23 protein-coding genes are annotated in these 25,454 nt (G+C 39.2%); 11 read left to right on the top strand and 12 right to left on the bottom strand.

The annotated features are described in order from the left end of the window. The first annotated feature begins 14 nt into the window (after window positions 1-14). On the top strand, window positions 15-3,272 hold the full coding sequence (locus tag H5185_RS10430; RefSeq protein ID WP_182742050.1) for a type I restriction endonuclease subunit R, EcoR124 family: 3,258 nt from the start codon (window positions 15-17) through the stop codon (window positions 3,270-3,272). A gap of 345 nt (window positions 3,273-3,617) precedes the next feature. Continuing rightward, on the top strand, window positions 3,618-4,142 hold the full coding sequence (locus H5185_RS10425) for a hypothetical protein (protein ID WP_182742049.1): 525 nt from the start codon (window positions 3,618-3,620) through the stop codon (window positions 4,140-4,142). A gap of 195 nt (window positions 4,143-4,337) precedes the next feature. Here the strand turns inward: H5185_RS10425 and H5185_RS10420 are convergent, their stop codons facing one another. Further along, window positions 4,338-4,757 carry a GNAT family N-acetyltransferase gene (locus H5185_RS10420; protein ID WP_182742048.1) on the bottom strand — a complete coding sequence of 140 codons (420 nt, stop codon included), beginning with the start codon at window positions 4,755-4,757 and terminating at the stop codon, window positions 4,338-4,340. 83 nt (window positions 4,758-4,840) lie between these two features. Continuing rightward, window positions 4,841-5,383 (bottom strand): DUF2087 domain-containing protein, encoded by a 543-nt coding sequence (locus tag H5185_RS10415; protein WP_182742047.1) that lies wholly within the window; start codon window positions 5,381-5,383, stop codon window positions 4,841-4,843. Between the two features lie 616 nt (window positions 5,384-5,999). On the opposite strand from H5185_RS10415, the gene H5185_RS10410 reads away from it, so the two are divergent. Then, window positions 6,000-8,267 carry a DUF2971 domain-containing protein gene (locus tag H5185_RS10410; RefSeq protein ID WP_182742046.1) on the top strand — a complete coding sequence of 756 codons (2,268 nt, stop codon included), beginning with the start codon at window positions 6,000-6,002 and terminating at the stop codon, window positions 8,265-8,267. A gap of 68 nt (window positions 8,268-8,335) precedes the next feature. Here the strand turns inward: H5185_RS10410 and H5185_RS10405 are convergent, their stop codons facing one another. Beyond that, a complete protein-coding gene (locus H5185_RS10405) occupies window positions 8,336-9,109 on the bottom strand; it encodes an NERD domain-containing protein (protein ID WP_182742045.1) in 774 nt (257 codons plus the stop codon). A 402-nt stretch (window positions 9,110-9,511) separates the two neighbouring features. Here H5185_RS10405 and H5185_RS10400 point away from each other — a divergent pair, with 402 nt between their 5' ends. From H5185_RS10400 to H5185_RS10385, 4 genes are all read left to right on the top strand, one after another. Then, the gene (locus tag H5185_RS10400; RefSeq protein WP_182742044.1) at window positions 9,512-10,090 is read left to right on the top strand and encodes a DUF2913 family protein; all 579 of its coding nucleotides are present in this window, start codon (window positions 9,512-9,514) and stop codon (window positions 10,088-10,090) included. Between the two features lie 588 nt (window positions 10,091-10,678). Next, window positions 10,679-11,071, top strand: a complete 393-nt coding sequence (locus H5185_RS10395; RefSeq protein ID WP_182742043.1) for a PKD domain-containing protein — start codon at window positions 10,679-10,681, stop codon at window positions 11,069-11,071. Window positions 11,072-11,137: 66 nt separating this feature from the next. Continuing rightward, window positions 11,138-11,488, top strand: a complete 351-nt coding sequence (locus H5185_RS10390) for a hypothetical protein (protein ID WP_182742042.1) — start codon at window positions 11,138-11,140, stop codon at window positions 11,486-11,488. Window positions 11,489-11,501: 13 nt separating this feature from the next. Further along, window positions 11,502-12,848, top strand: a complete 1,347-nt coding sequence (locus H5185_RS10385) for a hypothetical protein (protein WP_182742041.1) — start codon at window positions 11,502-11,504, stop codon at window positions 12,846-12,848. Window positions 12,849-13,066: 218 nt separating this feature from the next. Here the strand turns inward: H5185_RS10385 and H5185_RS10380 are convergent, their stop codons facing one another. From H5185_RS10380 to H5185_RS10365, 4 genes are all read right to left on the bottom strand, one after another. After that, entirely contained in the window at window positions 13,067-13,501 is a 435-nt protein-coding gene (locus H5185_RS10380) for a hypothetical protein (RefSeq protein WP_182742040.1), read from the bottom strand. 160 nt (window positions 13,502-13,661) lie between these two features. Then, a complete protein-coding gene (locus H5185_RS10375; RefSeq protein WP_182742039.1) occupies window positions 13,662-14,009 on the bottom strand; it encodes a hypothetical protein in 348 nt (115 codons plus the stop codon). 25 nt (window positions 14,010-14,034) lie between these two features. Beyond that, on the bottom strand, window positions 14,035-15,207 hold the full coding sequence (locus H5185_RS10370) for a tyrosine-type recombinase/integrase (RefSeq protein WP_182742038.1): 1,173 nt from the start codon (window positions 15,205-15,207) through the stop codon (window positions 14,035-14,037). Continuing rightward, window positions 15,197-15,712, bottom strand: a complete 516-nt coding sequence (locus H5185_RS10365) for a hypothetical protein (protein ID WP_182742037.1) — start codon at window positions 15,710-15,712, stop codon at window positions 15,197-15,199. Before H5185_RS10365 ends, H5185_RS10370 begins: the two co-directional genes overlap by 11 nt. A 444-nt stretch (window positions 15,713-16,156) precedes the next feature. On the opposite strand from H5185_RS10365, the gene H5185_RS10360 reads away from it, so the two are divergent. From H5185_RS10360 to H5185_RS10350, 3 genes are all read left to right on the top strand, one after another. Next, window positions 16,157-17,848: a hypothetical protein gene (locus H5185_RS10360; RefSeq protein WP_182742036.1), complete on the top strand. Its 1,692-nt coding sequence runs from the start codon at window positions 16,157-16,159 to the stop codon at window positions 17,846-17,848. 211 nt (window positions 17,849-18,059) lie between these two features. Beyond that, window positions 18,060-18,455, top strand: a complete 396-nt coding sequence (locus H5185_RS10355) for a S24 family peptidase (protein WP_182742035.1) — start codon at window positions 18,060-18,062, stop codon at window positions 18,453-18,455. 13 nt (window positions 18,456-18,468) lie between these two features. After that, window positions 18,469-19,722 (top strand): Y-family DNA polymerase, encoded by a 1,254-nt coding sequence (locus H5185_RS10350; protein WP_182742034.1) that lies wholly within the window; start codon window positions 18,469-18,471, stop codon window positions 19,720-19,722. 499 nt (window positions 19,723-20,221) lie between these two features. On the opposite strand, the gene H5185_RS10345 is transcribed toward H5185_RS10350, so the two are convergent. Genes H5185_RS10345 through H5185_RS10335 form a run of 3 tightly spaced genes read right to left on the bottom strand, consistent with a single transcriptional unit; the run spans window position 20,222 to window position 21,553 of the window. Beyond that, entirely contained in the window at window positions 20,222-20,488 is a 267-nt protein-coding gene (locus H5185_RS10345) for a hypothetical protein (protein ID WP_182742033.1), read from the bottom strand. Then, window positions 20,489-21,112 carry a hypothetical protein gene (locus H5185_RS10340; RefSeq protein WP_182742032.1) on the bottom strand — a complete coding sequence of 208 codons (624 nt, stop codon included), beginning with the start codon at window positions 21,110-21,112 and terminating at the stop codon, window positions 20,489-20,491. Window positions 21,113-21,163: 51 nt separating this feature from the next. Further along, window positions 21,164-21,553, bottom strand: a complete 390-nt coding sequence (locus H5185_RS10335) for a hypothetical protein (protein WP_182742031.1) — start codon at window positions 21,551-21,553, stop codon at window positions 21,164-21,166. A 270-nt stretch (window positions 21,554-21,823) separates the two neighbouring features. Between H5185_RS10335 and H5185_RS10330 the strand changes: the two genes are divergently transcribed. Next, complete coding sequence (locus H5185_RS10330) at window positions 21,824-22,699, top strand: CSS-motif domain-containing protein (RefSeq protein WP_182742030.1); 876 nt, start codon at window positions 21,824-21,826, stop codon at window positions 22,697-22,699. Between the two features lie 15 nt (window positions 22,700-22,714). Here H5185_RS10330 and istB read toward each other — a convergent pair whose 3' ends face one another. After that, on the bottom strand, window positions 22,715-23,482 hold the full coding sequence (istB, locus tag H5185_RS10325) for an IS21-like element helper ATPase IstB (protein WP_182742029.1): 768 nt from the start codon (window positions 23,480-23,482) through the stop codon (window positions 22,715-22,717). Then, window positions 23,475-24,974 carry an IS21 family transposase gene (gene istA / locus H5185_RS10320; protein ID WP_182742028.1) on the bottom strand — a complete coding sequence of 500 codons (1,500 nt, stop codon included), beginning with the start codon at window positions 24,972-24,974 and terminating at the stop codon, window positions 23,475-23,477. The genes istB and istA overlap by 8 nt, the downstream gene beginning before the upstream one ends. Window positions 24,975-25,454 lie beyond the last annotated feature (480 nt).

Raw genomic sequence — 25,454 nt, 5'->3', positions numbered from 1 at the left:
CAGGGAGCGCAACCATGACTACGTTTAAAACCGAAGCACAATTTGAACAGGCCTTTATCGAAGTGCTTACCCACAAGGGCTGGGAAAGCGAGATACTTAAAAACAAAACCGAAGCGGACTTACTGCAAAACTGGGCGAACATATTATTTGAAAACAATCGCCAGCAAGACCGTTTAAACGACGTGCCACTGACGGCAACGGAAATGCAGCAGATTATTGAGCAGATCAAAGAGCTAAAAACACCGCTTAAACTCAATGGTTTAATCAACGGTAAAACCGTGGCTATTAAGCGCGATAACCCCGCCGATAAGTTGCATTTTGGCAAAGAAGTCAGCCTGAAGATCTATGACCGCCAAGAAATTGCCGCAGGCCAAAGCCGTTACCAAATTGTGCAACAACCCAAATTTGAACGCGGCAGCCCCTTGCGTAATGACAGACGTGGTGATGTGTTGTTACTGATTAACGGCATGCCGGTTATTCATGTGGAGCTTAAGCGCTGTGGCGTGCCAGTAAGCCAAGCAGTTAACCAAATTGAGAAGTATTCCAAAGAAGGTATTTTTAGTGGCCTATTTTCACTGATCCAAGTGTTTGTCGCTATGGAGCCTAATGAGGCCAAATACTTTGCTAACCCAGGTCTTGATGGCAAATTTAACCCAGACTACCAATTCAATTGGGCCGATTTTAATAACGAGCCCATGAACCATTGGAAAGACATTGCCTCGACATTGTTATCCATTCCCATGGCGCACCAGTTGATTGGTTTTTACACCGTCGCCGATGATACCGATGGCGTGCTGAAAGTGATGCGCAGTTATCAGTATTATGCCGCCAATGCGATATCGGATAAGGTAGCCAAAACCAACTGGCAACAATTGGGTAGCGCTACTAATAACCCAGACCGCTTGGGCGGCTATGTGTGGCATACCACAGGTTCAGGCAAAACCATGACCAGCTTTAAATCGGCACAACTCATTGCCCAGTCAAAGGATGCCGACAAAGTCATTTTTTTGATGGATCGCATCGAGTTGGGCACCCAGTCGCTGGCGGAATACCGTAATTTTGCGGGCGATGGTGAAGACGTGCAAGCCACCGAAAATACCCATATATTGGTAACGAAATTAAAAAGCACCTCTCCAGCCGACACTCTAATTGTTAGCTCTATTCAAAAAATGAGTAATATTTTTGAAGCCGTCTCTAGTAATGGAGAGCAGGATGAAGGCACAGCAACACTTATATCAACTAATAGTGCAGATATTGAAAAAATTCGTGCTAAACGTTTAGTGTTTATTATTGATGAGGCGCATCGCTCCACGTTTGGCGACATGCTGATCATTATTAAACGTACTTTTCCACGCGCCTTGTTTTTTGGTTTTACTGGCACTCCGATCCAAGAAGAAAATGAAAAAAACGGCAATACCACAAGTACCGTATTCGGCAACGAGTTGCACCGCTACAGCATAGCCGATGGTATTCGCGATGGTAACGTACTCGGCTTTGATCCCTATAAAGTGCCTACTTTTAGAGACAGCGACCTAAAACAAGCAGTTGCCCTTGAACAAGCGAAAGCGGAGTCGGTAGCTGAAGCTATGGATAATCCCGCCAAAAAGAAAAAATTTAATTATTTTATGAATGAAGTGCCTATGGCTGGCTACAAAGACGCTACAGGTAAATACCACAAAGGTATTGAAGATTACGTACCTAAAAGTCAGTACCTAAGTGAGACTCACCAAGCCAAAGTGGTAGAAGATATTCTGCTCAAATGGGATGTGCTAAGTCAAGGCAATAAATTTCATGCGATTTTGGCTACTAACAGTATTGCTGAAGCCATAGATTATTACCGTCTGTTAAAGGCTGCTAAGCCTGATTTAAAAGTATCAGCACTGTTTGATCCCAACATTGATAATGACGGCAGTGGCGACCGTGGGCCAACGTTTAAAGGTGATGGTCTGGATGAAATTATGCGTGACTATAATGCGCGTTATGGCCACGATTTTGATTTTGCCCGTCATGCAGCATTTAAGAAAGATTTAGCCGCACGCCTTGCTCACAAAAAACCTTATGAGCGTATTCATACCGATCCTACAAAACAGCTGGATTTATTGATTGTTGTAGACCAAATGCTCACCGGCTTTGACTCCAAGTGGCTGAATGTCTTGTATTTAGATAAGGTAATTAAATACCAAAACATCATCCAAGCCTTCTCTCGTACCAATCGATTGTTTGGCCCCGATAAACCTCATGGTGTTATCCGTTACTATCGTTACCCGCATACGATGGAGCAACATATTAACGATGCGGTAAAACTATACTCTGGCGACAGACCCATAGGGTTATTTGTTGATAGGCTAGAAAGTAACTTAGAAGCAATGAATGAACTATTCGGTGATATTACCGAGTTGTTCATTAGTGCTGGTATGGCAGTTTTTGAAAAACTGCCAGAAGATGTTGAGGCGTGCGCAAAGTTTGCTGAACTATTTAAAGTATTTAACCAGCATCTAGAAGCCGCGAAGGTACAAGGTTTACATTGGGAGCAGTCGGTTTATACATTCACAACGGACGCTTGTGCAGACGATAGTGGCACTGAGCATGAGGTTACTCTCGCCCTTGATGAACAAACCTACCTGAGCCTTGCGCTGCGTTATAAAGAGCTCGCATCAAAAGGTGATGGTGGCGGTGCAGGTGGCGGCGATGTTCCTTTTGATATTAGTGGCTATTTAACGGAAATTGATACTGGAAAGATCGATGCCGACTATATGAACAGTCGCTTTGATAAATATTTGAAAGAGCTAAATCAGCATAATGATCAGGCCAGCATTGAGCTTACTCTCAACGAGCTGCATAAGTCATTTTCATCATTAACCCAAGGCGAGCAAAAATTCGCCAAACTATTCTTACACGACCTACAACGTGGCGATGCACAGTTGATTGCAGGTCATAGCTTTAGAGACTACATCAACGACTACAAAGATAATGCTGAAAATGCCCAGATTAATGCCATTGTTAATGCGCTAGGTTTAGATAAAAGTCTGCTTGTAAGCTTATTGGCCGATAGTGTTAATGAGAATAATCTTAACAATTTCGGTCGCTTTGATGCGCTTAAAGACACCGTTGATAAGGCAAAAGCCAAAGTTTATTTTGAAAAATTAGATGGCCTAAGCATTCCACCCTTTAAGCTCAATATTCGCATCGATCAGTTTTTAAAACAGTTTATTTTTGCTCAGGCAGATGATCTTATAAATGTGATTTATGAAGATGTTGCTGAGGTGATCTGATGGCCTACAACCTGCTTAAGTATTACTCCAACCATACTTAAGCAGGTTGCAGTGTTTAGTGAAACGATCGGCCATTTTAGTACGCGTTTTGAACAGGCGCAGGCACTCCGGCTGCGTCGTGTCAACCGTATCCGTACGGTGCAAGGCTCGTTGGCGATTAAGGACAACACCTCCTTAGGCGAGGCGCAAATCACCGTTCAAAGAGGTGTTTGAAGTAAAAAACGCATTACGAAAAGTAAGCCTAATCGGAGTATTCAGCTAACACGTATTAAACACTCGGCACAGACTGTACCCTTACTTTGATATGATTTAATATGGTTCCACCCGTTATGCAAGGATGGTTAAATGCAAATCCAACAGATTTTTGAAGAACTTGAGTCGGCCTCTGACTTCGAGCTTTTCCGATTACAGTCAGCAATACAAAAGATGCTTGAGGATCCTGAGCGAACAAAGCAACTAAAACAGAAAATCCAAGTCGGAATGAAAGTGGATTATTTTTGCATCGACAGAAACCACGCTATCCCTTGCTCAATTTTAAAGATTGGCCGTAGTCGCCTAGACGTTCAAGAAGATGCTACTCAAAAGCGCTGGTCGCTCCCTTTCTATCATCTTAATCTTAACCATATTAAAACCGAGGTTGTCTCACTAAATATCAAGGGAATGTCAAAAGCAGAGCTTTCTATCGGCTGCACCGTCGGATTCATTAGCAACAAAGACAACAGAGAATACATCGGACAAATTAACAAGCTTAACCCTAAACGGGCGGTAGTACTTGTCCGAAATACCCTGTGGAATGTTCCTTACTCAATGCTTTTCCCCGTAATAACTTCCGAAACCACTGAACATAATCAAGTTTTACTGCCAGGTTAGCCGCATTAGGAAAAGTATTCCAAAACAAGCTGTAAAAGTGGTTGAGTGGTAGTACGAGAAACTAATTTTGGGGCATAAACGTGCCAGAACGGTTCGGCCTGACACGAGTATGGACCAGAGCTCGCGAGCCCGAAGCTCGCGCAAATGCCAGCATGGTACGCGTGAATCTGTCTATTCGAGAGTAATTCACTGAAACTAAACATTAAATTTTTTCATTAGAAAATATCTTGCTGGACTGCCAGAAAATTCAGGAACGACACCTGCAAGTTCAAAACCTATTTTTTGATAAAAAATTGGTGCTTGAATTGATAAGGTGTCCAATTGTGCTATTAGGCATCCTCTGTTTTTAGCTTCTAATTCAGCCATGAGCATCAACTCACGTCCTAAGCCTGCACCTCTATGCTTTTTAGCAACCCATACAACATCAATTAAAAAATTTCTGTATATGGTTCTACCTGATATGCCACCAATAAGTTGATCACATTCATCTCTAGCGGTCAGCATCAACGGCTGTGCTGCTTCATTTCCTATTTGCTCATGAATATGTTCTCTAACACCTTCAATCAGCGCGTTAAAAATTGTTGGTTCTTGCTCATTTATCACTTGAAATTTCATTAACATACCTTAGCGTTAATCTATAACTCGTCATTGATTTTTGGTTAAAACTGGATTGGTGGTTTTTAATGAAGAATGTTGCTTCAGTAACCTGCCAAATCCTGCCAAATTCCGGTAAGTGAAATGAGTTCTTCAGGTGGTGTTGCTGCTGCTCGCCAATAATGCCGACCATCGCCGGTGCGCTTTAACAGCTTATGGTTACACAATTCTCGCCTAATAAGCGCGAAGTCAGCAAATCCAAGAAAACGCTTAATTACGCTATTAACGTCCTGTTCACTGTAGGATTGTTGGTACTGAAAACGGCACCAAAAAAACCATAAACTTTGATCTTGAAGGGCGCGTTTAGCTGGCCACGCTCTAAGGATGTAATTTGAGTCCATGAAAGGTTGTAGCTTTCGCGGAATCATAATATCAAGTTGTTTGGGTTTGTTTAATGTGGCCACATTATTTGCCGTTAACGCAGCATCACGCAAATGTTGGAAATTGGCATGTCCTGCCGACTGGGCAAGAATATTGAGCATTTCAAGGTGTGAAGGAAACCTTTCACAATTTTTAAATTGATTACGCAGATATTTAGCCAGCGTCGAAATATCTTCACAGCTAAAAGGGATAATTTGTTTCGTCATAGTGATACCCGTTTATGGGTGCCCACAATTAAGTTGTCTATTTGCAATGCAAACAGAGTCACGATCGCCGACCTACGACATAGGCACACAATATACAAAGTACCTTTATATTTAACTTTTCAGCAGGTTTAGCTCTACGATTTTTCGTAGCGGCGATGCCTAGGTGAACTGCCGACCAGCCCGTATTATTAATTAACAAGATCAATATGACAAGTTTTTAATGTGACTTAAAAGCGGCTACAAAACGAGAAAAATAATAAAAACATGACAGAGATTTTAAAAGCTTTCGATCTAGAAATCGTTCTCTTAAATAGCATATCCTGCCAGTGAATCAGACTAGGCAAGTCTGATTCACAGTAACGATTTTTGAAACCCCTCATGGTCAGGTGTTTCTTTTTGGTACCCATTACTTTTTGTATCTCAAATTATCAGGCAACAAAGGGCTGATCTTCGAGCCGTGGCACACTTTGGGGCAAAAACATGCAAGAAGCGAACCGACCAAAACGAGGATGGACAAAAGTGTGTAGGTAGCTTTGAAAATTTAATAAAGGCAAGACAGGATCCCGCTAGTTCTTCATAATATTGAAAATAACAAGCGATTAAAAGAATGGATGACATGAGCAACATTGATGATAAAAATATAATCAGTTGGATTAAAGACCAAGAATTTTCGAAGCTAACTTTTCTAGATAGCTGCTGGCAGTCCGACGAGAATGAATGGTATCTAGGTTTTTATTACTTTATCCAATATCTAAAGCAAGAATGCTTAGATAATGTTATTGCTGAAGTAATTTCACGACATAGAGATGAATCGTCCGTGTACTGCTACCTTGGGGATACCGCCAATAAGATTTACAGCTCATTCAATGAACAACACATTCCAGCATGCTTCTATCGGCATGCTATAAAACTAAATCCAAACAACGCTCACGCTCATTGGGGACTTTTTATAACGGATGATGATACGAATTCATGCATCACATCTTTAAAAATCGATTATGAAAACAATGAATTTGAGAAACTAGGTCGCACAATAGATAACCTGTTCTACCGTAGCAATCACTTCTCAGACTTTACTCTTCAAGACTGGCAGTTTATCAAATCTTTAATTCAAGACAGCAAAGTTACTTGCAGGGGAGATATGCTTGTTTTTGCACTTTTCTATCTTGATGAAGTTCAAGATTGCTTAGCCCTAATAGAATCAATGGAGACAGTAAGCATTGAAATCATTGAGGCGTATTTCAATCACAGCTTAATCAGCAAAGAGTTTGCGCTAAGCAAGCTTCGCTACTGGCAGGTGGATAAGTTTTTGGGTGATGACAACAAAGCAATTTACCAAGCTTATGTTAAGGAATCAGAGAAAGGAAAAGCTAACCCTCTGAGGCAGGCGCTAATACAAAAAGCCTTTCAGGCTGGAGAATACCAAGACGTCGTTACTTACCATGAAGAAGCTCCAGCAGACGATTTGCATTACCTACACGATATAAACGGACGCCTGTATTACTTGCTAGCGTTGTCACACCTAAAGCAACCAGTGAACAAGCTAATTTTGGAGTTTATTAATAACAAGGCAGACACCTTACGTGATGAATCTAAAATTCTATATCAAGCCGTTAGATGCAAGCATAAAATCGATGAGCTAGAACGACTATTCAAAAAAGAGACACACTTTGACGATAAGATTGATAGCTGGGGAATATATCAAGAAGTGACTAAGGCATTCGACTCCCCCGACCTAATCAAACACCAAATCTATAAGCATTTGAGTAGCGAGCTAACGTCATTAAAAACCAAGTGGAATGACGCATACTACGATACACAGCTAGAAGAGATGAAAGTCAAATTATCTAACGGAGATATGAGTAGCGACGATTTCCTACGTTTATACAACTTAGGCATAGAGTGCAATGAATTTGATTTCGTCATAGAAAATGTCACTAAGTTTCATGCTGATAACCAACCAACCATGTCATCGTACAATTGTATTGGAGTCTGTCATGAGCGCAAAAAAGAACTTAGTCATGCATTTGAATACTACAAGCTTGCGATAGAGCTGATGCGCTCATCAAAAGACCACAATCACATTATCATTGGTAATTACATTAGCTGTGCAGAAAGATTACCCGACGTAGAAATAGCAGAAGAAGAATATAAAGATTTGCGACACTGGTACAATGCTGACTTGATCAACCAGTTCAAATGGCACACCTTTACAGCAAAATCAGGCCGACTTTTTAAGTACTCCCCTTTTAATGTCAATAGTATTGATGCACTTACAAACCAGTATTTCTATTTGGCGTCAAAAAGCCAGTTAAATGACCCTATTGAACTACCGACATTAAGTAAGCTTGATTTGAATTACCTCATAGATACCAACTATCGTATCTGCTCACTATCGAATAACAATAATTCTATGTTGATGTGGTCTCACTACGCCCAAGAGCACCAAGGCATCATGGTCGAGTATTGGTTTGGCGGGGAATTCCCTTGCGGGGTTGGCATAGAAAAAGTGAGCTATATAAATGAATCTAAAAGAAACTTAGAAAAAGATTTATATATTTTTAATCAGTATCTTTTAACTAAAAACAATGATTGGTCTTATGAAGATGAAGTTAGAATATTCACTAACGTTAAAGAAAAAATTTACTTTGAGAACTTTGATTACCCGAATACTGACCGCACTAAAATTAACGCTAGGATTTGCAGTATAACGTTAGGGTGCGATTTCCCTAAGGATAAGAGAAAACTAATAGCAAATATAGCTAACACTATAAATTCAAGAAAGAAAAGTCATGAGCCCAAAATAACTTTGCGAGAAGCTTTTATCTCACAAGATAACTGTTTCGCACTAGAGTATCGGGATATAGACATCTCAAACGTCTAATGTAGAAGCTCGGGGCTGGAATAAGTCTGGTCAGGTTCGGCTTGCTCATAAAACCTTAAAATAACTATTTAGTTGAATTCTTCCACAGTTCTACATTTTGGGAATGTAGAACACCCCCAAAACTGTTTACCTTTATTTTCACCACGCTTAGTTTCACGCATCACCATTGAGGAACCACAGCGTGAGCACTGCTTTACGCTGTTTTTTGATGCGACTAACTCTGTAACATGCTGTCGATGCCTAAGGTCTGTAACAACGCCTCTCTTTAGTTTGACGTCATTGATGACTTCAATAATTTGAGTGTACTCTGTCTCTGAGAATACAGGCTGTTCGAACTGCTTTATGTAGCTCAAGCACCCTCGTGCATAAGTAACATTTTCAGGCATATCCGTTTTGAACGTACTATCACCAATAAAAACAATTACAGAGTGTAAATATGATGAATCTATGCCTAACAATGATTCTAGGGTTTTGAAGTGTTTATAATTTTGATGGAGAGGATTCTGGAATGTTGAAGAGTGACGATAGATTTTCTGTGTCCACTGCTTTTGATTTTTTGAACCAAAAATCCAGCCTTTCATGTTTTTAGTTTCAACGATGAAAAGACCAAACTTAGATACAATAACATGGTCAATTTGAGTTGTACCATCATCTGTGGGCAATGTTACATTTTTTATCAACGTGTAATCTGATTCTGGCAACCGTGACAATATCTGATTTACCAAAAACTCGCCGAACATACCTTTAAACCAACGAGTCCTAAAGACCAATATGATGAATAGTAAAGGTATGATGTACCACACTTGAGTTAAAGCATCTGAAAATATGCCTAATATATCCACAAAACTTCCTTATTCAACTAACTCAACTTTGTCGGCTAACAAGCCGCAGTTAATCCTCACAGAATGCCGTCTTTTCTTAACCACTTCAATTTATAATTAATAGGTTAGTGACAATGCTAGATTAGACTGCTCAGTGAAACACTTATTTCTAGATGGATTGAATTCGGATAACTTTTTGTATGGTAAAAGCATATGAACAAGATATGAATAAGCTTTTACTTTAAACGATAATGGGGCAGAAATGTGTTACTGACTCTAACGATTTCTACTAAACTCGCTTAATTTGAAGTATCACTAATAGATAAAGCAGCTTCGAGACTTTTGGCCTATTGCGCGAAAATTGCCTCCAAAGACCCATAATGATAAAATTTGTCATTGTTTTAAAACTAAGAAACCTACAAATTGAACATTAGGGATATTTTTTGTGATTTGATCGATAACAGCCTCCTACACCTCTATCTAACAGCAGCTGAAACAAGTCGGTTCACATCGAAAGTTAGACGAAATGAGATCTTGGTGCGTTATCTCAAACCAATGATAAAAGATAAGCGCTATCAGGCGAGTAAGAAGGAGATCCGAAGTCTGCTTGCATTAGGGAGGACTGAGGGTTGTGATCTTGAAGCTAAGCTTATCGAGTTGCGTAATTTGTCATTGCGTTACGACAAGAATGCCACCGATGCACAGCGTTTGTTTAATTTACTCTCCATCATAGAAAATGACCTAGGATTTCCTAGTCGTTTTTTAAGCTGTCCCAGCGACACACAGAGAGTGCCTAATATGATTTATATGCTGCAAGAGCATGTAGAGAATGGATTTATCGATTCAGGCGAGCAGGTGGCGCCTGTATCACTGTTCTTAGAGTCTGATCACATCACTAAACTCGTTGACCTTATTAATGACACTGGATTTTTCCTGGCTAAAATGGAACAGCATAATCTTGCCACCAAGCAAGGACATATCGTATTACACCCACCAGAGTGATCTCCGACTCTAAATCATAGACAGAACAATGTTAGCAAGGGAGTTTCAAACTTTAATGTCCTAGTTTCGATCTTTATTATTCGAGTTCTAATCTTTATTGTCTGCCGACAACAACATTGCCACCTGACTAACCCGTGTGTCAAACTGATAGCAAGACTTGGCTCTATTGTATGCTAATTCACATTTTATAGCCGCAGTCCTGATTGCTCCGACTTCAGCATATTCACTCAAAGATTGAAGCTCAATCATCAACTTACCGACAGCATTTCTCCTCCGGTTCAGTGGTTCATTATCATTAGCGAATACACTGTATGCATCCCCTGCCTTAATCGTTTTCAGATCCAAAATGTAACTTCTTATATCAATTTGACCAACAGATTAGTTAACCAAAAACTATTTTGATAGCTTGTCGTAAACGTCATCAAAATTGGCCCGTAATACCATCCGTCTTAGAGCGCTATACCTCGTTTAATTTTTCCCCACAATTTAGAAATAAATGACTGTTCGAGATTCATTTCCTTGTGCTCAAACAATAACATGATATTTTGTATCTGCAAGATTAGGTTGTCTAATCAAATTGAGGTGAACATGAATTTAAAAAAAAATATGCTGATTTCCGCCATGGCAACAGCATCATTATTGCTAGTAGGTTGTGGGTCAGAGAATGATACAAAGGCGAACGTATATCCGGATGTGGAAGCTGGTAACTCGTTTACGATCACTGAAGAAGAGACTGTAACATTATCAGGTAGCGCAACCGATGAAGATGGTTCTATTGTGTCCACATTATGGACTCAAGTGTCAGGGCCTGCAGTGACACTATCAAAACCTAATTATCTAGATATATCATTTGTAGCCCCTCGTGTAACAGAGCAAACCGATATAGTTTTTCAACTATCTGCTACTGATGATGGACAATCTACATCCGTTGATAACGTGACAATAACTGTAGAGCAAGTACAAATAGCGAATGTTAGTTAAGCGTTCGCCGTCCTTGAGCGTCGAAATGAAATTCCAGTACTCGACCGCGATAGCACTCTTTATGGGGTGGACTCAGATAGTAACGGGATTCGTGATGATATAGACCTATTTATAAAAAATGAAAACCTTACACCTGTACAAGTTAAAGCGCTGAATCAAATGGCGGCTTCTTTGCAAGAGCAAGTATCTGTAGATATCGATGACGGTAATGCTATTACCATAGCTGCAGAAAATGGCACAAGAGCATTGAATTGTGTTGTTAAGACGTTTCAGGATTTTTCATTAACAAAAAAATACAGTAAGACTCTCCAGGCTTACACCGCAAACACTTATGAGCGCACACAAAATTACCTTAGATATAATCATAAGCTCGATGGAACCGTTTCATCGCTTCCTACTGAAAACACTTGCCTTTAAGGATTAAAAATCAATGAACATAAAATATCTATGTGGGTATGTGGTCGCTGCTTTCTTATCCATCCAATCAGCCTATGCTGTACCAATTGAAAATTCTCTATGCGGCAGTGCTGGTTATGCAATGGGGTTTTTTAATGGTGTGGGAAACACTAGATTAGATGCACAACTTGGTTTAGCCGAGCTATCAGTTATCTATGGTTCCCAATATAATAATCAAAGCATCATTTATGAGACGTTCTATAATTCCACCGGTAAAGGTATAGATGGTACTAGTGTTCTTCAAGATTTGGCAGAGGTCTTTGCCCAAAGATCTGAAGAATTTAGCCCAGACTACAAAATAAGGTTCGAGTTGTTTTGGATAATGTTAAGCGGTGAGTCAGCTGATGCTGGTGGCATTTGGAGCAAAACACTCGATTTTGTCACAGCCCCATTTGAACTTGTTTACGGGGTGATGGTTGACTTTTATTCAGATTTTTCTACTGAATTAGTCGGAGCGTTTAGTAGCTTTCTATCAAATCCACCAACGCTAAAAGAGTATGCAGAGCACAATATTACGCTTAAAGCACTCGCGTCCCACGGTTATAAATTACTGTTTGTTGCTCACTCACAAGGCAATTTATTCGTAAATAAGGCTTATGAGACAGCTCTAAATACTCAATCTTATTCTACGGAAAACATCAGTGTTGTTCATGTTGCTCCTGCGTCAACAGTAATCAATGGCCCTCACGTGTTAGCGGATAATGATATTGTTATTAATGGTCTAAGAGCATTTGGTAACTTAACGGTTCCACCTATCACTGCCTACATACCTTTATATCATGTTTTGGTTGATGTAACCGGTCATGGTTTTTCAGAAACATATTTGGCAAGGGATTTAGATACTTTCACTCAAGTAATAGGTCATATCGATAATGAATTGTCAAAATTAGTCGATGTTCAACTACCTTCTGCTTTATTAGGTTCATTTACAGCAACGTTAGATTGGGATGCAAGAGGTGATGTTGATCTGCATGTAATAGAGCCAAATGGATCTCATGTTTACTATCGCAACAAATCGGGCTTAATGGGGCGTTTAGATCTAGATGATTTAACAGGGGCTCAAATTGAACATTATTATGCAACGTGTGATTCGGATGTATTAGAAGAAGGCAGCTATCTAATCGGAGTGAATAACTATGGTGCTCCAAACGGCACAAAAGCGATAATAAGTTTAACCTCAACTATTCAAACTATCTCTAACACCAAGAGTATTATCTTAGGTGAAAAACAAGGTAGTAATGGTGACAGTACACCAGGTATTGTTTTCAATGTAGATATCTCTAAAGATGAAAATGGTAGATTTTCAATTAGTGTAGACTAAAGTTGTTTAAACATATAAACGGGCAATTCATGCCCGTTTATATGCACCGTAATCAATTTTCTGTTATTTTAATAACCTCCCACTCTAATCTTTTTATACTTTCTTAGGTCTGCTTTTAGCCTTGATTTGATAGTTACTTTATTTATTATCTATCATGGTCAAATTTAGCTTTTCTGCATATTTAGCTGCTTGAGATAATTCTTCGACTGAACACCTTTTTATTTATGTGTAAGTTTTGTTAGTTTGCAATTAAAAATCCATTCAGTAATCAAAAATGGTTTATCGAGCTCAGTAAAGTGTACATGCCCAACATTTACATGCTTAACTGGAATTATCTTATCAGTTAATACAATTTTTTTAATATGCTTCTTCGATTGATATTCATTCCTACTAGCGCTCAGCACTAAAATTTTATCATGGCCAATTATTTTAATTATTGAGAGCCGTTGTCCAACAAATGATTTCTTCAATGACTTCATTATAACCCCCAATGCAAAAGAATTATTTTCGCTGTCTTTATTTTTAGCTAGCATTAATAGTCTGTCAAACTGGAGAATAGTGGCAAGATATTGGCTGTCATATTCGAAAAGATCCGACAATAGCTCAGCAACGTCAAGTTCCATGTAGATTTTTCTTTGTTGTACTTTTTTCATGTGTATTCCTCATTAGGTATTTTGCTTACCCAATATAATCAAACTACACACATAAAATTGTTTTCAAAATTCAAATTGTTAAAGGACAATGCCATATTGACTTAATATATTATGTTTGCTAGTTATTCACGGTGTTACTAAATATTCTAGCTAGCATTAGTCAGTAATCAGCATCGCCATGAATTTCGCAATACTGACCTTTCATCGCGGCCCATTCCGTCGGTGAAACACAAAATCCACCTTTGACAGTTGCCTGGCATGCAAATCCTTTTACCGTTATCCCAGCACACTTGACGGAATATTCCTCGGCTACACATTGCGCGTAATCACCTTCTGATATATCGAAGTGCAATGCGTATAAAGCTCTTGGGTGCTCTAGGTACAACAAGATTTCATCTACAGAGCAAACTCGTTGAATGACTCCTGTGTTTGTTGGGATATTTACTGAGCACTCTATTCCGGCATTTATCATTTTTTTTAGTAGTGATTGCGTGTCAATTTTTTTCATTCGTATACCGTCTAATGTGATTTCATTATTTGTTTCTAGCTTTTGCCATCGCACTTTCTGAAGCTAAGATTACTCGGCCATATCGATAAACCATATCAATCGAACTCCACCTACCGGACTGTTGAACCTCTAAAGGCGAGTACCCAGCCGCTAACAAGTCCTGACATGCACCAACGCGAGCGGAATGACCAGACCATGGCTTTGAATTTCTGATTAACGAATATTTGTGAAGCTTTAACAATTTATGTGCTTTATTGAATATCTTATCGATAGAATAGCCAGAAAGTGGAGTATAAAAATTTGTATCTAACTTACCGGATTTTAGCAGCTTCTTAAATATGTAGTTGGGCTGAGCGTTTCCTTCATCATTATATTTTTCGGAAATTTCGCTTTCGTCTAATCCGGCCATCGACATGTATTTATCTAAAATTGTTAACGCTTTACTGCTAATCATTGCCGTATCATTTTCGCCTGATTGGTTGGTCTTGGTGAATGGGATCATTATCACTGCTCGTCCATCGGATTGATAATCTATGTGTTTGAATTCAATACGTGCTAGTTCAGATTCTCGAAGAAGAGTTTCATAAGCCATAGTCATTAACGCTAAGTCTCTGACATCTATCAATTTGTCACTAGCACCCATAAGCTCATCTAAGGCATTAAGGTGTATTTCTCTGAAAGCAGTAGCCTGTGTGGTCATTTCGCCACTCGCAGCCTTCTTTGCCTTGATGCCTTTCATTTTGAACTTAACCTTGACTGCTTCAGTGGGCGATGGCAACCCTGCTGCTAAGTGCATTGTGTGTACTGCCCATCGATATACCTGCAAACTGTTAGGCTTGTACATTTTTGCCTTATCATCTAAAAAATTGATAAAGGTTGGCACTGAGGCAGGTAAGGCATTAACTCCCGTTTTTTTGCACCACTCATCGAATATTCGCCAGTTATTGACTATTGAAGCCCAGGTGTTTGGGCTTATATCATCTGCATCATTTTCAAAATCTTTCAGTAAAGCATTAACCAATTCACTAGCACGTTGTGAATCAAATACCTTTTCTTCCTGATTCAATAATTGCTTCAACTCATTTTCATATAAACTACGGTTGTCTAATAGTGAGTCTCTTACATTTTTCACTGCAGGCAGAATATTGGCTGGGAGTGGGCTGTAATGCGCTAACATATTATTTTTTTTACTGTTCATCTTTTAACTCTCTGTACATTTCTTCCCGCTCAAACAATAGCTCTAGCGTTTCTTCATACGTTTTTAATTTATTATCTTTCTTGAAACTTATTATGCGATTAATAATATGATCGCTTAACTCAATACGCTTTTTTTTATTTCTTTTCTTTATTTGAGATATTTCAAGTCTTATTTTACGCCACCCGTCATTGCTGAATGTTTTATTTAAGTCGTCATTCAAACCATCCATTAAATGTGATGAATCTATACATTTAATATTATTAAGAATATTTCTAATACTCTTCCTTAACCCAAATAAATTTCGATCTCTGAAGTCTTTGTCGCTATTAATTAAAGAGGAATAAAGGGTTTTGTCATCTATATATGCAGCGTAACTTAGGTGCTTAAGCAATAAGGATTTGGATAATTCAAGCTCTTCAAAGTTAAGAAGCATAAGCGGTTTACCATTAGGTTTGGCGTTGTAGTGATATTCCCAAGCCTTTGGTTTGTATGTTTCATCGTTCATTTTACAGCCTCTTATGGTGCCACCATGCATTTATAGACGCAATCATAACACCAGTAAAATTTATAATCGCTAATTTATGGTGTCACCATAAGATATTTTTCTACAAGCCCCAAGGCTCTTATGGTGTCACCATGCAAAATTTCTTTGGCAGTAAGAGCCAGCGAGTTACATCGCTACGCTGTTATGGTACCACCATAACACAGCCTTGATTGTAACTTACTAACCCCTCAATGGATAGGTTGCTATAATGCTAATTATAGCAACCTATTGGTATGAAGGCTTGATTTTCTACATTACTGGCATAAAACAATAAAGCCTGGGCGAAGTTGGTTGGTTTTACTTAGGCAGATGTAGCAAATCAATATTAAATTAAATTTAACTGTATTTTTATACAGTATCCCTATATGTTAACTCAATTATGGATGATGTAATTTGGAGGTAGTGTTGTCGAAAAAAGTTAAAATTATTTGTGATGCATCATTTGATAGTGATTTGATGATTGCCACGTACTCCGGTTCTGTCACTTATCCGGCGCACAATGGTACTAGTATAACAGTAAATTACTCTGGCAATAGTGGTGTATTGCTTGATTCAAGTGCTGGTGAAATTCAAGCAGCGTTGGCTGGGTTGTTAGAACTTAAAGATATTATGCAAACTGAGTGTATAACTGCAACCTCACTAACCATCTATTCTGATAATTTAACATTGATAGATGGATATCAATCACACAAGAACAACCCTTCTTCATCTAATCCAAAATACGCAGATCAATTCAAGCTCATTCATAGATTGCTTAATGATATACACATAATCAACGTCAATTTTACTCATGTTCGCTCACATATCCCGAACCATTTAGCTAATTCTGTACAGAAACAACATAATAAGCATGACGCAATATGCCTTAATAACAGGGATGCTATAACTAATACCATTTTTTCACCATTTCATGAAGGGTCTAAATGCTATGCGGTACTTTTGCATCCTGAAACACCTAATTCTTCTTTGTTTAAGCTAGTCCTCGAGGCAGCTGTAATTTTAGCTCGTAAAGGCTTTAAGGCACGGATAAAATTCAGTAAAGCATGTGATGATATCTTTCATAATCCGTTCATTCAGGCTTTGAATAACTATTCATATGAAGCAAATGTGAATGTTAATACCCTCTATGACATTGAGATCAAAAGCCTAAAACCAGATTTTGGCAACTGTATACTTAAACATCATCAGTTAATCCAATCTATCGAGGGGCCGCTTAGTGACGATTCCCTTTTAAGCTTCAGAACAGCTATTGACACAATATTTGGGGGTGCTGATTTTGGTTGTCATTATAGCCACGGAAAAGGTAACCCTATTGCAGTTTGTGTATTCGACTTAACCCGAGATGTTGATTGCCATCCAGTTAATCACTTACCTGTCTCTATATCTGAGTGGTTAGATTTAATGCCAGAATATATCCAGATAGAGCACAGATTTGGGTTACCCTCTTTGATAGAGTTTTCTCGATACGGACATTTAAAATATGTATCAGGCAAACGATTGGACCGCACTAACAAGCGTGTTTATCAGCAAATAAGAAATTATTCAGAAGGGGGGGATATCACGATTACAGCTAAGAATATTCAAAATGTGCTTTATCCAAATATCGAAGACGCTCAACCTATCGTAGATTTCATAACTTATTCTATACAGACTTTTCGAGGCCGGATTGGGCTTAATTACACGCTAGCAGCGCATATTGCCCGTACATTAACAACTAAGATAATAACGCTAAATCGTCGAAAGAATCGTTCACCGCTGAACAACACTTACCAGAAAAAGCTAAAAGTCATGGCAGATTCTATTCAAATAGATACATCCCGAGCATCTGACCTGAATTCTCTATTGAAAGCGGAGTTGTTACAGTTCGGCCCCTATCTGACGAAGGAAGATGTTACCGGTAAATTGATCGATGTACTTGTTGAAAATGGATATCCATCAATTCCGCAATTTAGAACAGGTGTTGGACGTTCAGTTTCTTTACTGGATTTTAGCTTTTGGAGAAACCCTGACAAATTAGTCGTGCACTGCATAAAAACAGCAGATAAGTTTAGTAAGGCACTGTCGTCAAAAAAGCCAATAACCTTTTTAAATCGTTAAGATATGGGGCATTATCCTGCCGGCATTTATTAGCCTAAAATCGTAATTATTTGACATGCAGAAACCCAGCTAGGATATACCGAAAAAAAGTTAATATTCAGTCGCTTATATTTACTAAACCAGTTTTAGCGCAATCTACCTAATTTGAAAACTACCATATTGACCTGAACCGGTTATAATACTGTTTATTTATACAGTATTGGTGGCGAAAATGAAAATACTCAACAATCTTGTGTCAGCGGGGATATCTAGCTTTGAAAGTCCTTGCTCGGGTTACATCGAATCACCATTGAGCCTGGATGATCTGCTTATTCAAAGCCCTAACTCTACTTATTTTGCGAAGGCTCAAGGCTTGTCCATGATCCAAGTTGGCATTTACCCAGATGATTTACTCGTCATAGATACCAGTTTGACCCCTAAACATATGGATATCATCATCGCCAATTTAAATGGTTGTTTATGCTGCAAAATACTCGATGTTAAGAATAGAAAGTTGTTATCAGCTAATGATGATCAATCAGCAGTTTTTATCGACGAGTCCGACACCTTCTCAGTCGAAGGTGTAGTAATTAATTCTATTCGTTCACATTGGAAGGCCGCTTTTTAGGAATTGTTTAGCTATGATTTACTTGTGTGATATCGATAACTTTTATGCCTCTGCAGAGTGTGTTTTTAACCCAAGCTGGCGTGGAAAACCACTGATAGTTCTTAGCAACAACGATCAAGTAATTGTCAGTCTTTCAAAAGCAGCTAAATTATTAGGTATTAAAAAATTTACTCCATATTATGAAGCTAAACATTTATGTGACCTACATAACGTAATCGTTTGCTCATCAAATTACGCACTTTACGGTGCCCTGAGCAATCGAGTGATGAATTGTATAAGCCAATTTACTGAGCCATTTAATAGCTACGTTTATTCATGTGACGAAATATTTCTAAATTTAAAATGCACTAAAACAGAAGATTACCTTGAGCAAGCACATAAAATCAGAAGAAAAGTATGGAAGCAAATCCGGTTACCTATTTCAATTGGCGTGGGCATTAATACCACTATGGCCAAAGTTGCATCCCATGCAGCTAAGAAGCTCCCTGGGTATGCTGGTGTGTGCTTCATTGATAATGACGAGCAGAGGCAATCAATACTATCTCAAATGAAAACAGATGATATTTGGGGTGTTGGGGCTCGAACCGCCAAAAAAATTGAAGCCTTAAATATTGTTAATGGCTTACAGCTTTCGCAAATGTCTCATCGATTGGCGCGTGAAAATTTTGGTGTTGAACTCGAAAGAGCAGTGTTGGAGCTCAATGGTTATGTAGGTAAGTATTGGGACTTGATCAGGGCAGATAAAATACAGATTTTTAGTACATCAACATTAGGCCGGAAAACAGCAAAAATAGAAGAGCTATCACAAGCAATTTCACAACAAGTCGAATCAGCGGCTGTGAAAGCAAGGAGTCAAGGGTCTTATTGCTCTACGATGTATGTCTTTGCATCGGCATCAAACTATGACCACTCATACCAAGGGTTTAAATCGAATTATCATTTTGATGTCCCGACCAATGATACCTGCCAGTTGTCTAAAGCGGCATCCGAAATAGTTAATAAACTATTTAGAAATGGTTCACAGTATTATCGTGTTGGAGTCGGGTTGCTCAATCTAACACCGGTATCTAAGTATCAGCATGATCTGTTTAATCAGCCCGCTAACCCGAATTTAATGAAGATATTTGATAGTATTAATGCGGCACATGGAAAGGGAACTATTTTCAATGGTGCCAGGGGAATAGAGCAGAAATGGAAAATGAGGCGTGAATACTTAACACCACAGTATTTAACAAAATGGTCAGATATTCCCAAGGTAAACTGTTAATCCGTTCAATACAGCCCACTGGACGGCCATTGCTTTACTTACTTTCTCCTTTCTTGATTATGGCATTTGAATTAAGCCTGATGTCGTTACGATGTTTTGCAAGCGTTCTTAAGCGGCATAGAATTGTTTTTGGGTTAGCATTGGCTGCTATCTACCTTAAATCATATTATCTGAATATCATGTTAAAAACTGATTCTCTCCTTTGAGCCAGACAACCGAATGAAATAAAGTTGATAGAAAAAATGGTTTCTTTCATTGCTGAGCCTACGCTTGAACGCGTGATCGTTTCTATCCATTACCACTATATATGGATGATATTGCAGTAAGATATTTACAAGATTCTGAGCAGTTTCGGGGGGGAATTCAAAGCTGTATCCAGGAATGGGGTTGGCAGGGTCAAGTGTGACTCATCAGCTCCCTCTATGTCTTTCGGTAATATCTATCATTTAGTTAGTCACAGAGTTGATTGGACCTAACCACTAAGGCTAGGTCCAATATGTTAAAGGGCGGTAATAATGTAATTGGGTATAAATAACCAATTCGTTCTAAAGGTTTCTAGATTTTTAACTAATTGCCAATCTGGGCTGCATAGGTGTTTTGGTAAGGGCTCTTCAACCTCCTTTTCACCGTCATCCATGATCACCGTCTCAGGCTTTTTTAATATTTCTATCGTTAAAGTCACTTCATCAAAATCAACACTTTCGCCATCAATCTCACCAAAAGATTCTGCAGGTTTTCGAGCTATATAAGCTTTGCCTATTTCCATTCAAAAAGCCTCATTCAGTTCTGAGTATGCTTTTAGTATGGCCTCTTGATTGCCACCCAAACCGAAAGCCTTTTCAGCGTTAGCAATATATTTCCCGTATTCATTAGGCGCGAAGTTTGATGGATTGTATCTGCCTAGTGCTATCAACTCATCCAGCATGTGCTTACCATTCACGTACAGCCTTTTGACTCCATCATCATTTTTAACGAAGGATTTAAGATGCAAGCCATTTAATATCAATGGTGCCGCAAGTGTAGCGGCGACGTTCACAATGTCTTTTTCCTGGGAGGTATTCCACTGTGGCTGGATACTTAAAATGCCTTCTGGTAAAAACAAATCACATGCCAATGTAGCATTAAGAACGGAATCTATTGGCTCTAACGCATATACATGGACTAAGCCAATCTGTTCACTTAAAGCTGAAATCGTATTAAATACCCGAGGCATTGAAGATGAACATATGACTGTGCAGGTATTATCTACACTGTTTCTTAGCATTCTGTTGACTTGATATGCAAAGAAGTTTGAGTCAATTTCTAACGAGATGTTGTTTAGATCTGATGCACCGATTACGGGAACATCAGATTTTATGTTCTTAAAAAAGAAGTCGGTTTTTGGTGTCATGGTATTCCCTTATTTTAAGTATTTGTAATGTTGCTTTGAATGACATACTAGTTAAACGTACAACTCTCCTGACCCTATTGTGTAAAAGGCACAAGCCCTAAGCGTTTCCTCTGAATATAAGGCATTTGTATTAGAGATCACAGAAATATGGACGCCATCTAAAATCGGTGTTAATGCGATATTTGGACAGTCGGCTGGTGGACGCTCTTCAATGCAGCGTTTAGTGGTTACATGCGCGGAAGTCTCTGCAAACAAGTAGTACTTCACATCAGTCTGGTTATTTCCACATAAAGAAGAGTCGTAGCGTTCACCTACGTTAAGCAGTTTGATGTTATTGAAGTGGCCTATTTTTGCTAACTGATACTCATTGAGAATAATGCTGGTTGTATTAATCCCAGAATAATTAATGATTAAACTTATGGCTGTGGTTGTTATCGACATAAGTTTTACTGCAAGTTTTATTTTGGACACTTTACTCACCACTTAAGTGTTAATCTGGAATATAATTCAGATTCTAACACTTAAAGTTGTAGCTGCAAGATTGTGTCATGAGTTTTAAACAGTTCAAAGTAAAAAAAAGGGTTTACATGATGTAAGTTATTAATGTTAACCGCATGTTGTAAAGCTTAACGTGTTGTAAAACAGAGATTTAATGAAGTATTTTGTCTTAAACATGCTATATATAGCGGATTTTTTCAGAAGGAAATTGTGATGCAAAATAGTACCGTTATCGAAACATGGGATAAATACCCTTTTAGGGCCTTGAAATTATTCCATTCAATAATGATCTTTTGTATTTTTTTAAGCCTAGGGCTTGGCATTATCATTTTTCAAGCCATCACAAACGAAGCTGAACGGGTAACCGACAGCTTAAACATAGCAGTAAAATTTTTAGATAGTAAAATTTTGGATGCTAATACTGTTGCTAAAAATGTATTAGAAGACGCAACATTAGATTGCTCGAACGCTAAAAAAATTATCGATACTGCATTACTCGAAACGCCAAGCATTCAAAGCATCACATTAATTTCAAGTAACAAAGTTATTTGTTCATCATTTGTTGCTAACGTAGGTAAAATAATTCAAAGCAATAAATACAACGGTTTAACATTGCAAGAATCTAAATACACGGTACCAGGTAAACCTATTCTGATTGTTGGCCAACAAACTAATGGTTTTCAGGTCCTAGTGACCTTGCATGCACCATCGATGTTTTCAGTAATCCAACTTTTCTATAAAAACTCTATGTTCAAAATCAATATGAATCATCAATCAATTGGTATGGATTTAAAGTTAATACCAAGAGGTAATACTATTTATGATTACATCCGTGAATCAAAACTATACCCATTTAATATTACCGCTTCAGTGAATACTCAACAGACTATCTATAAGGCGCTGACTCGAAGTTGGTTGGTTTTGTTTTTACTTATCGCATTTTCAATCATTTTGCCTATCTGTTATTACCAATGCGGTAACCCTATTGTCATCAAAACAGCCTTAAAATCCGGCATCAAACGCAGAGAGTTTAAGCCTTACGCTCATGCTATTGTTAATACTGCAGGTAAGGTGTTAGGCGTCAACTAGCTTGTCCTATCCGCGTCAATTAAGTTGGCCGCTTTTGTCATTGAGTTTCATGGCTTCTTTTCTTCGATAACTTTCTCCCTCAAGTTGATAAATCTCTGCGTGGTGCACCAGACGATCAATCACGGCTACTGTCATCATATTGTCGCCAAATATACTGTCCCATTCACTAAACACTTGGTTCGTCGTTATTACCAAGCTGTTGCGCTCATAACGATGTGCTATTAGCTCAAACAGAACCTGACTTTCACTGTCACTCTTTTTAACATAACCAATGTCATCCAAAATGAGGAGCTCATATTTATCGAGTTTTTTAAGTGCATCTTCTAGCCCTAAACCATCTCGGGCTTTCTGTAGGTGCTGTACCATCGCGGTACCTGTTGTGAATTTAACTCGAACAGATTGATCTATAAGCGCATAACCCAGCGCAGCGGCGATGTGGGTTTTACCCAGCCCACTTGCACCGAACAATAAAATATTATGGCCTTGCCTCAACCACCCTAGCTCACTGGTTTTATGTTTAATTTGAACGGCACTAATGCCTGACACTTCACTAAAATCGTACTGTGATAGTTGTTTTCCTATGGGTAATTGGCTTTCTTTGAGTAAGCGTTTTAGGCGTATCTCTTGTCGGTGTGTGGCCTCTATTTCACATAACTGAGCGAGAAATAGCTCGGGCTCCCATTGCTCCTTCACTGCTTTTAGGGCGATATCTGGCCAAGCTTTTGCTATCGCGGGCAGTCGTAACTCTTTTAATAATAAAGGTAAGCTCAGTGGGTTAGCCATTTCGCCCTCCAAGAAGTACGTCGTAACTTGATACGCTATGTTGTTGACTATTAATCATGGGGACAAATAGCGTATCGGGGCTGAAAACGCGGCGACATTCATCTATCGTCACCACTTTTCCTGTTTCAAACGCCCTGAGAGCGAAGCGGCCCAATGCTGCCTCACAATCATAGTTTGCAGCGATGACCAGTAAATCGACCATATAATGGCAATCTGCATCTGTCACACCATCATGGGTTAGTTTTTGCCATAACTGCCAAAAATCGCCATTCGGAATAAGGTCATCTCTAAGTTGTGATGCTTTAAACGCGTTGCGCTTCTTAGCCAATGCATGGATAAGGTGCTGATAGTCTATTGAGCGGCCACGTGTTGTGCCTTGCGTATGTATTCGCGCTAACGTTAATGTGATTTCATGTCCATAGAAAAGCACTAACCGGTCATCAAAAATGTGTGCCAGTAATGTCACGCCAATAAGCCGTGATGGCACGGAATACGTCACACGCTTAATGGAAATAGTGCTGCTAGAGGTCACTTTGACGTACTGCTCACAAAAGTCATGAGTTCGACGGACGGGTAAGGCGGATAAGTACGTACATTCCTCTAGATAACGGGTGTGACATTGACGATTAATTTTAGCAACGATGATATCGATGAAATCTCGGTATTGCTTTAAATCAGTGAAATCACGGCTGTCGCGTAATAACAATTGTTGCTCTATCTTACGTTTTAGATGGCCATTAGGGCCTTCAATTGCGCCATTTTCATGGGCAATACCTTTGTTGTTTCGAGTGGCTTTCACAGCGTAATGCTTGCATAGTTTGGTGTAACGCTCAGTCAGAACTTCAGCTTCAGTGTGGTTTTTAAAGGCGGCGCTTAAGCTATCTGTACGGTGAGTTTTTGGTACACCCCCACTTTGCCAAAAAGCATTTTGCAGCCCTGATGACAGTGATTCAAAACTTTCACCGCCGAGTATGACTTCGACGTAAGTCCAGCCACTGAAAACCAAGCGGTAATGATAAAGCTTGTGTTTAAATGCGGTTCCACCGAGGGTGATATTCAATTCGTTGGCCCAAGTGTAATCAGAGATCCCCATCGCTCCAGGTGTATGCTGTTGCCTGAAAATCACCTCTTGTTCAGGTCCGTATTTGACTCGCCATTTCTTGATACGGCGTTGCAAAGTTCGAAGTTGCGCGCGGTCAAATTGCCCCGGTGCGATTTCTTCGAGTTTTTCAAATAATGTAATGGGCTGTAATGAGGGTTCATTTTCAAGCAGTGGCACAATATGTTGTTCAAAAAGACCATTAAGCGGATCTTTTCTGGTCGCGTATTGGCGTGGTAATTTGGTGGTGTTGTGCTGGCCAGCATCAATACGTCTGGCTGTACGGGAAGAGAAGCCCGCTTTAGCCGCGGCAGATGATTGAGTCTGTTTAGGTTTATTACGATAAGACATATATAGGTTAACCTGTGGTTGGTTTATGGGTTTTCCAGGCATATAAATCTCTCAAGAATTATGTATGCCTAGAGCTTACCAAAACCGGACAAGCTAGTTGTCGCGAACCGGCCAAGTTAATTGACGCTAGATAGACAATATCGTCTGATTGCTTTCAAGCTCACTTTTGTCGGATAAGCGGCACCTGTTACCAGGTGCCGCTCTCCTAAGAACCGTACGTGCAACTTTAACTGCATACGGCTCAAGCCTCCACTAAGGCGTACTATGTTACCCGGTAACCACAGGAGTTACCTTTGCAATACTCACTTGAAGCTTTGATACTTTCTGCTCTATGACTTTCCAATCTTTGGATTATCGTTGAGCAAAGCAAGGAGAGGCACTAACTTCAATCGAAGTCATCATTTGCGTTTCTCCATTAACAAAGTTCTTCTAATTTTCTTGCAACGGGAGACCAGCTGGAAGTGGGCTCACTTTCGTGCCAGACACAAGGTCTGTATCTGCATCATTACAATGCAGCATTGG

Source organism: Shewanella sp. SG44-6 (assembly GCF_014164185.1).
In the GTDB taxonomy this organism is placed as follows: domain Bacteria; phylum Pseudomonadota; class Gammaproteobacteria; order Enterobacterales; family Shewanellaceae; genus Shewanella; species Shewanella vesiculosa.
This window is presented reverse-complemented; position numbering and strand designations above follow the sequence as displayed.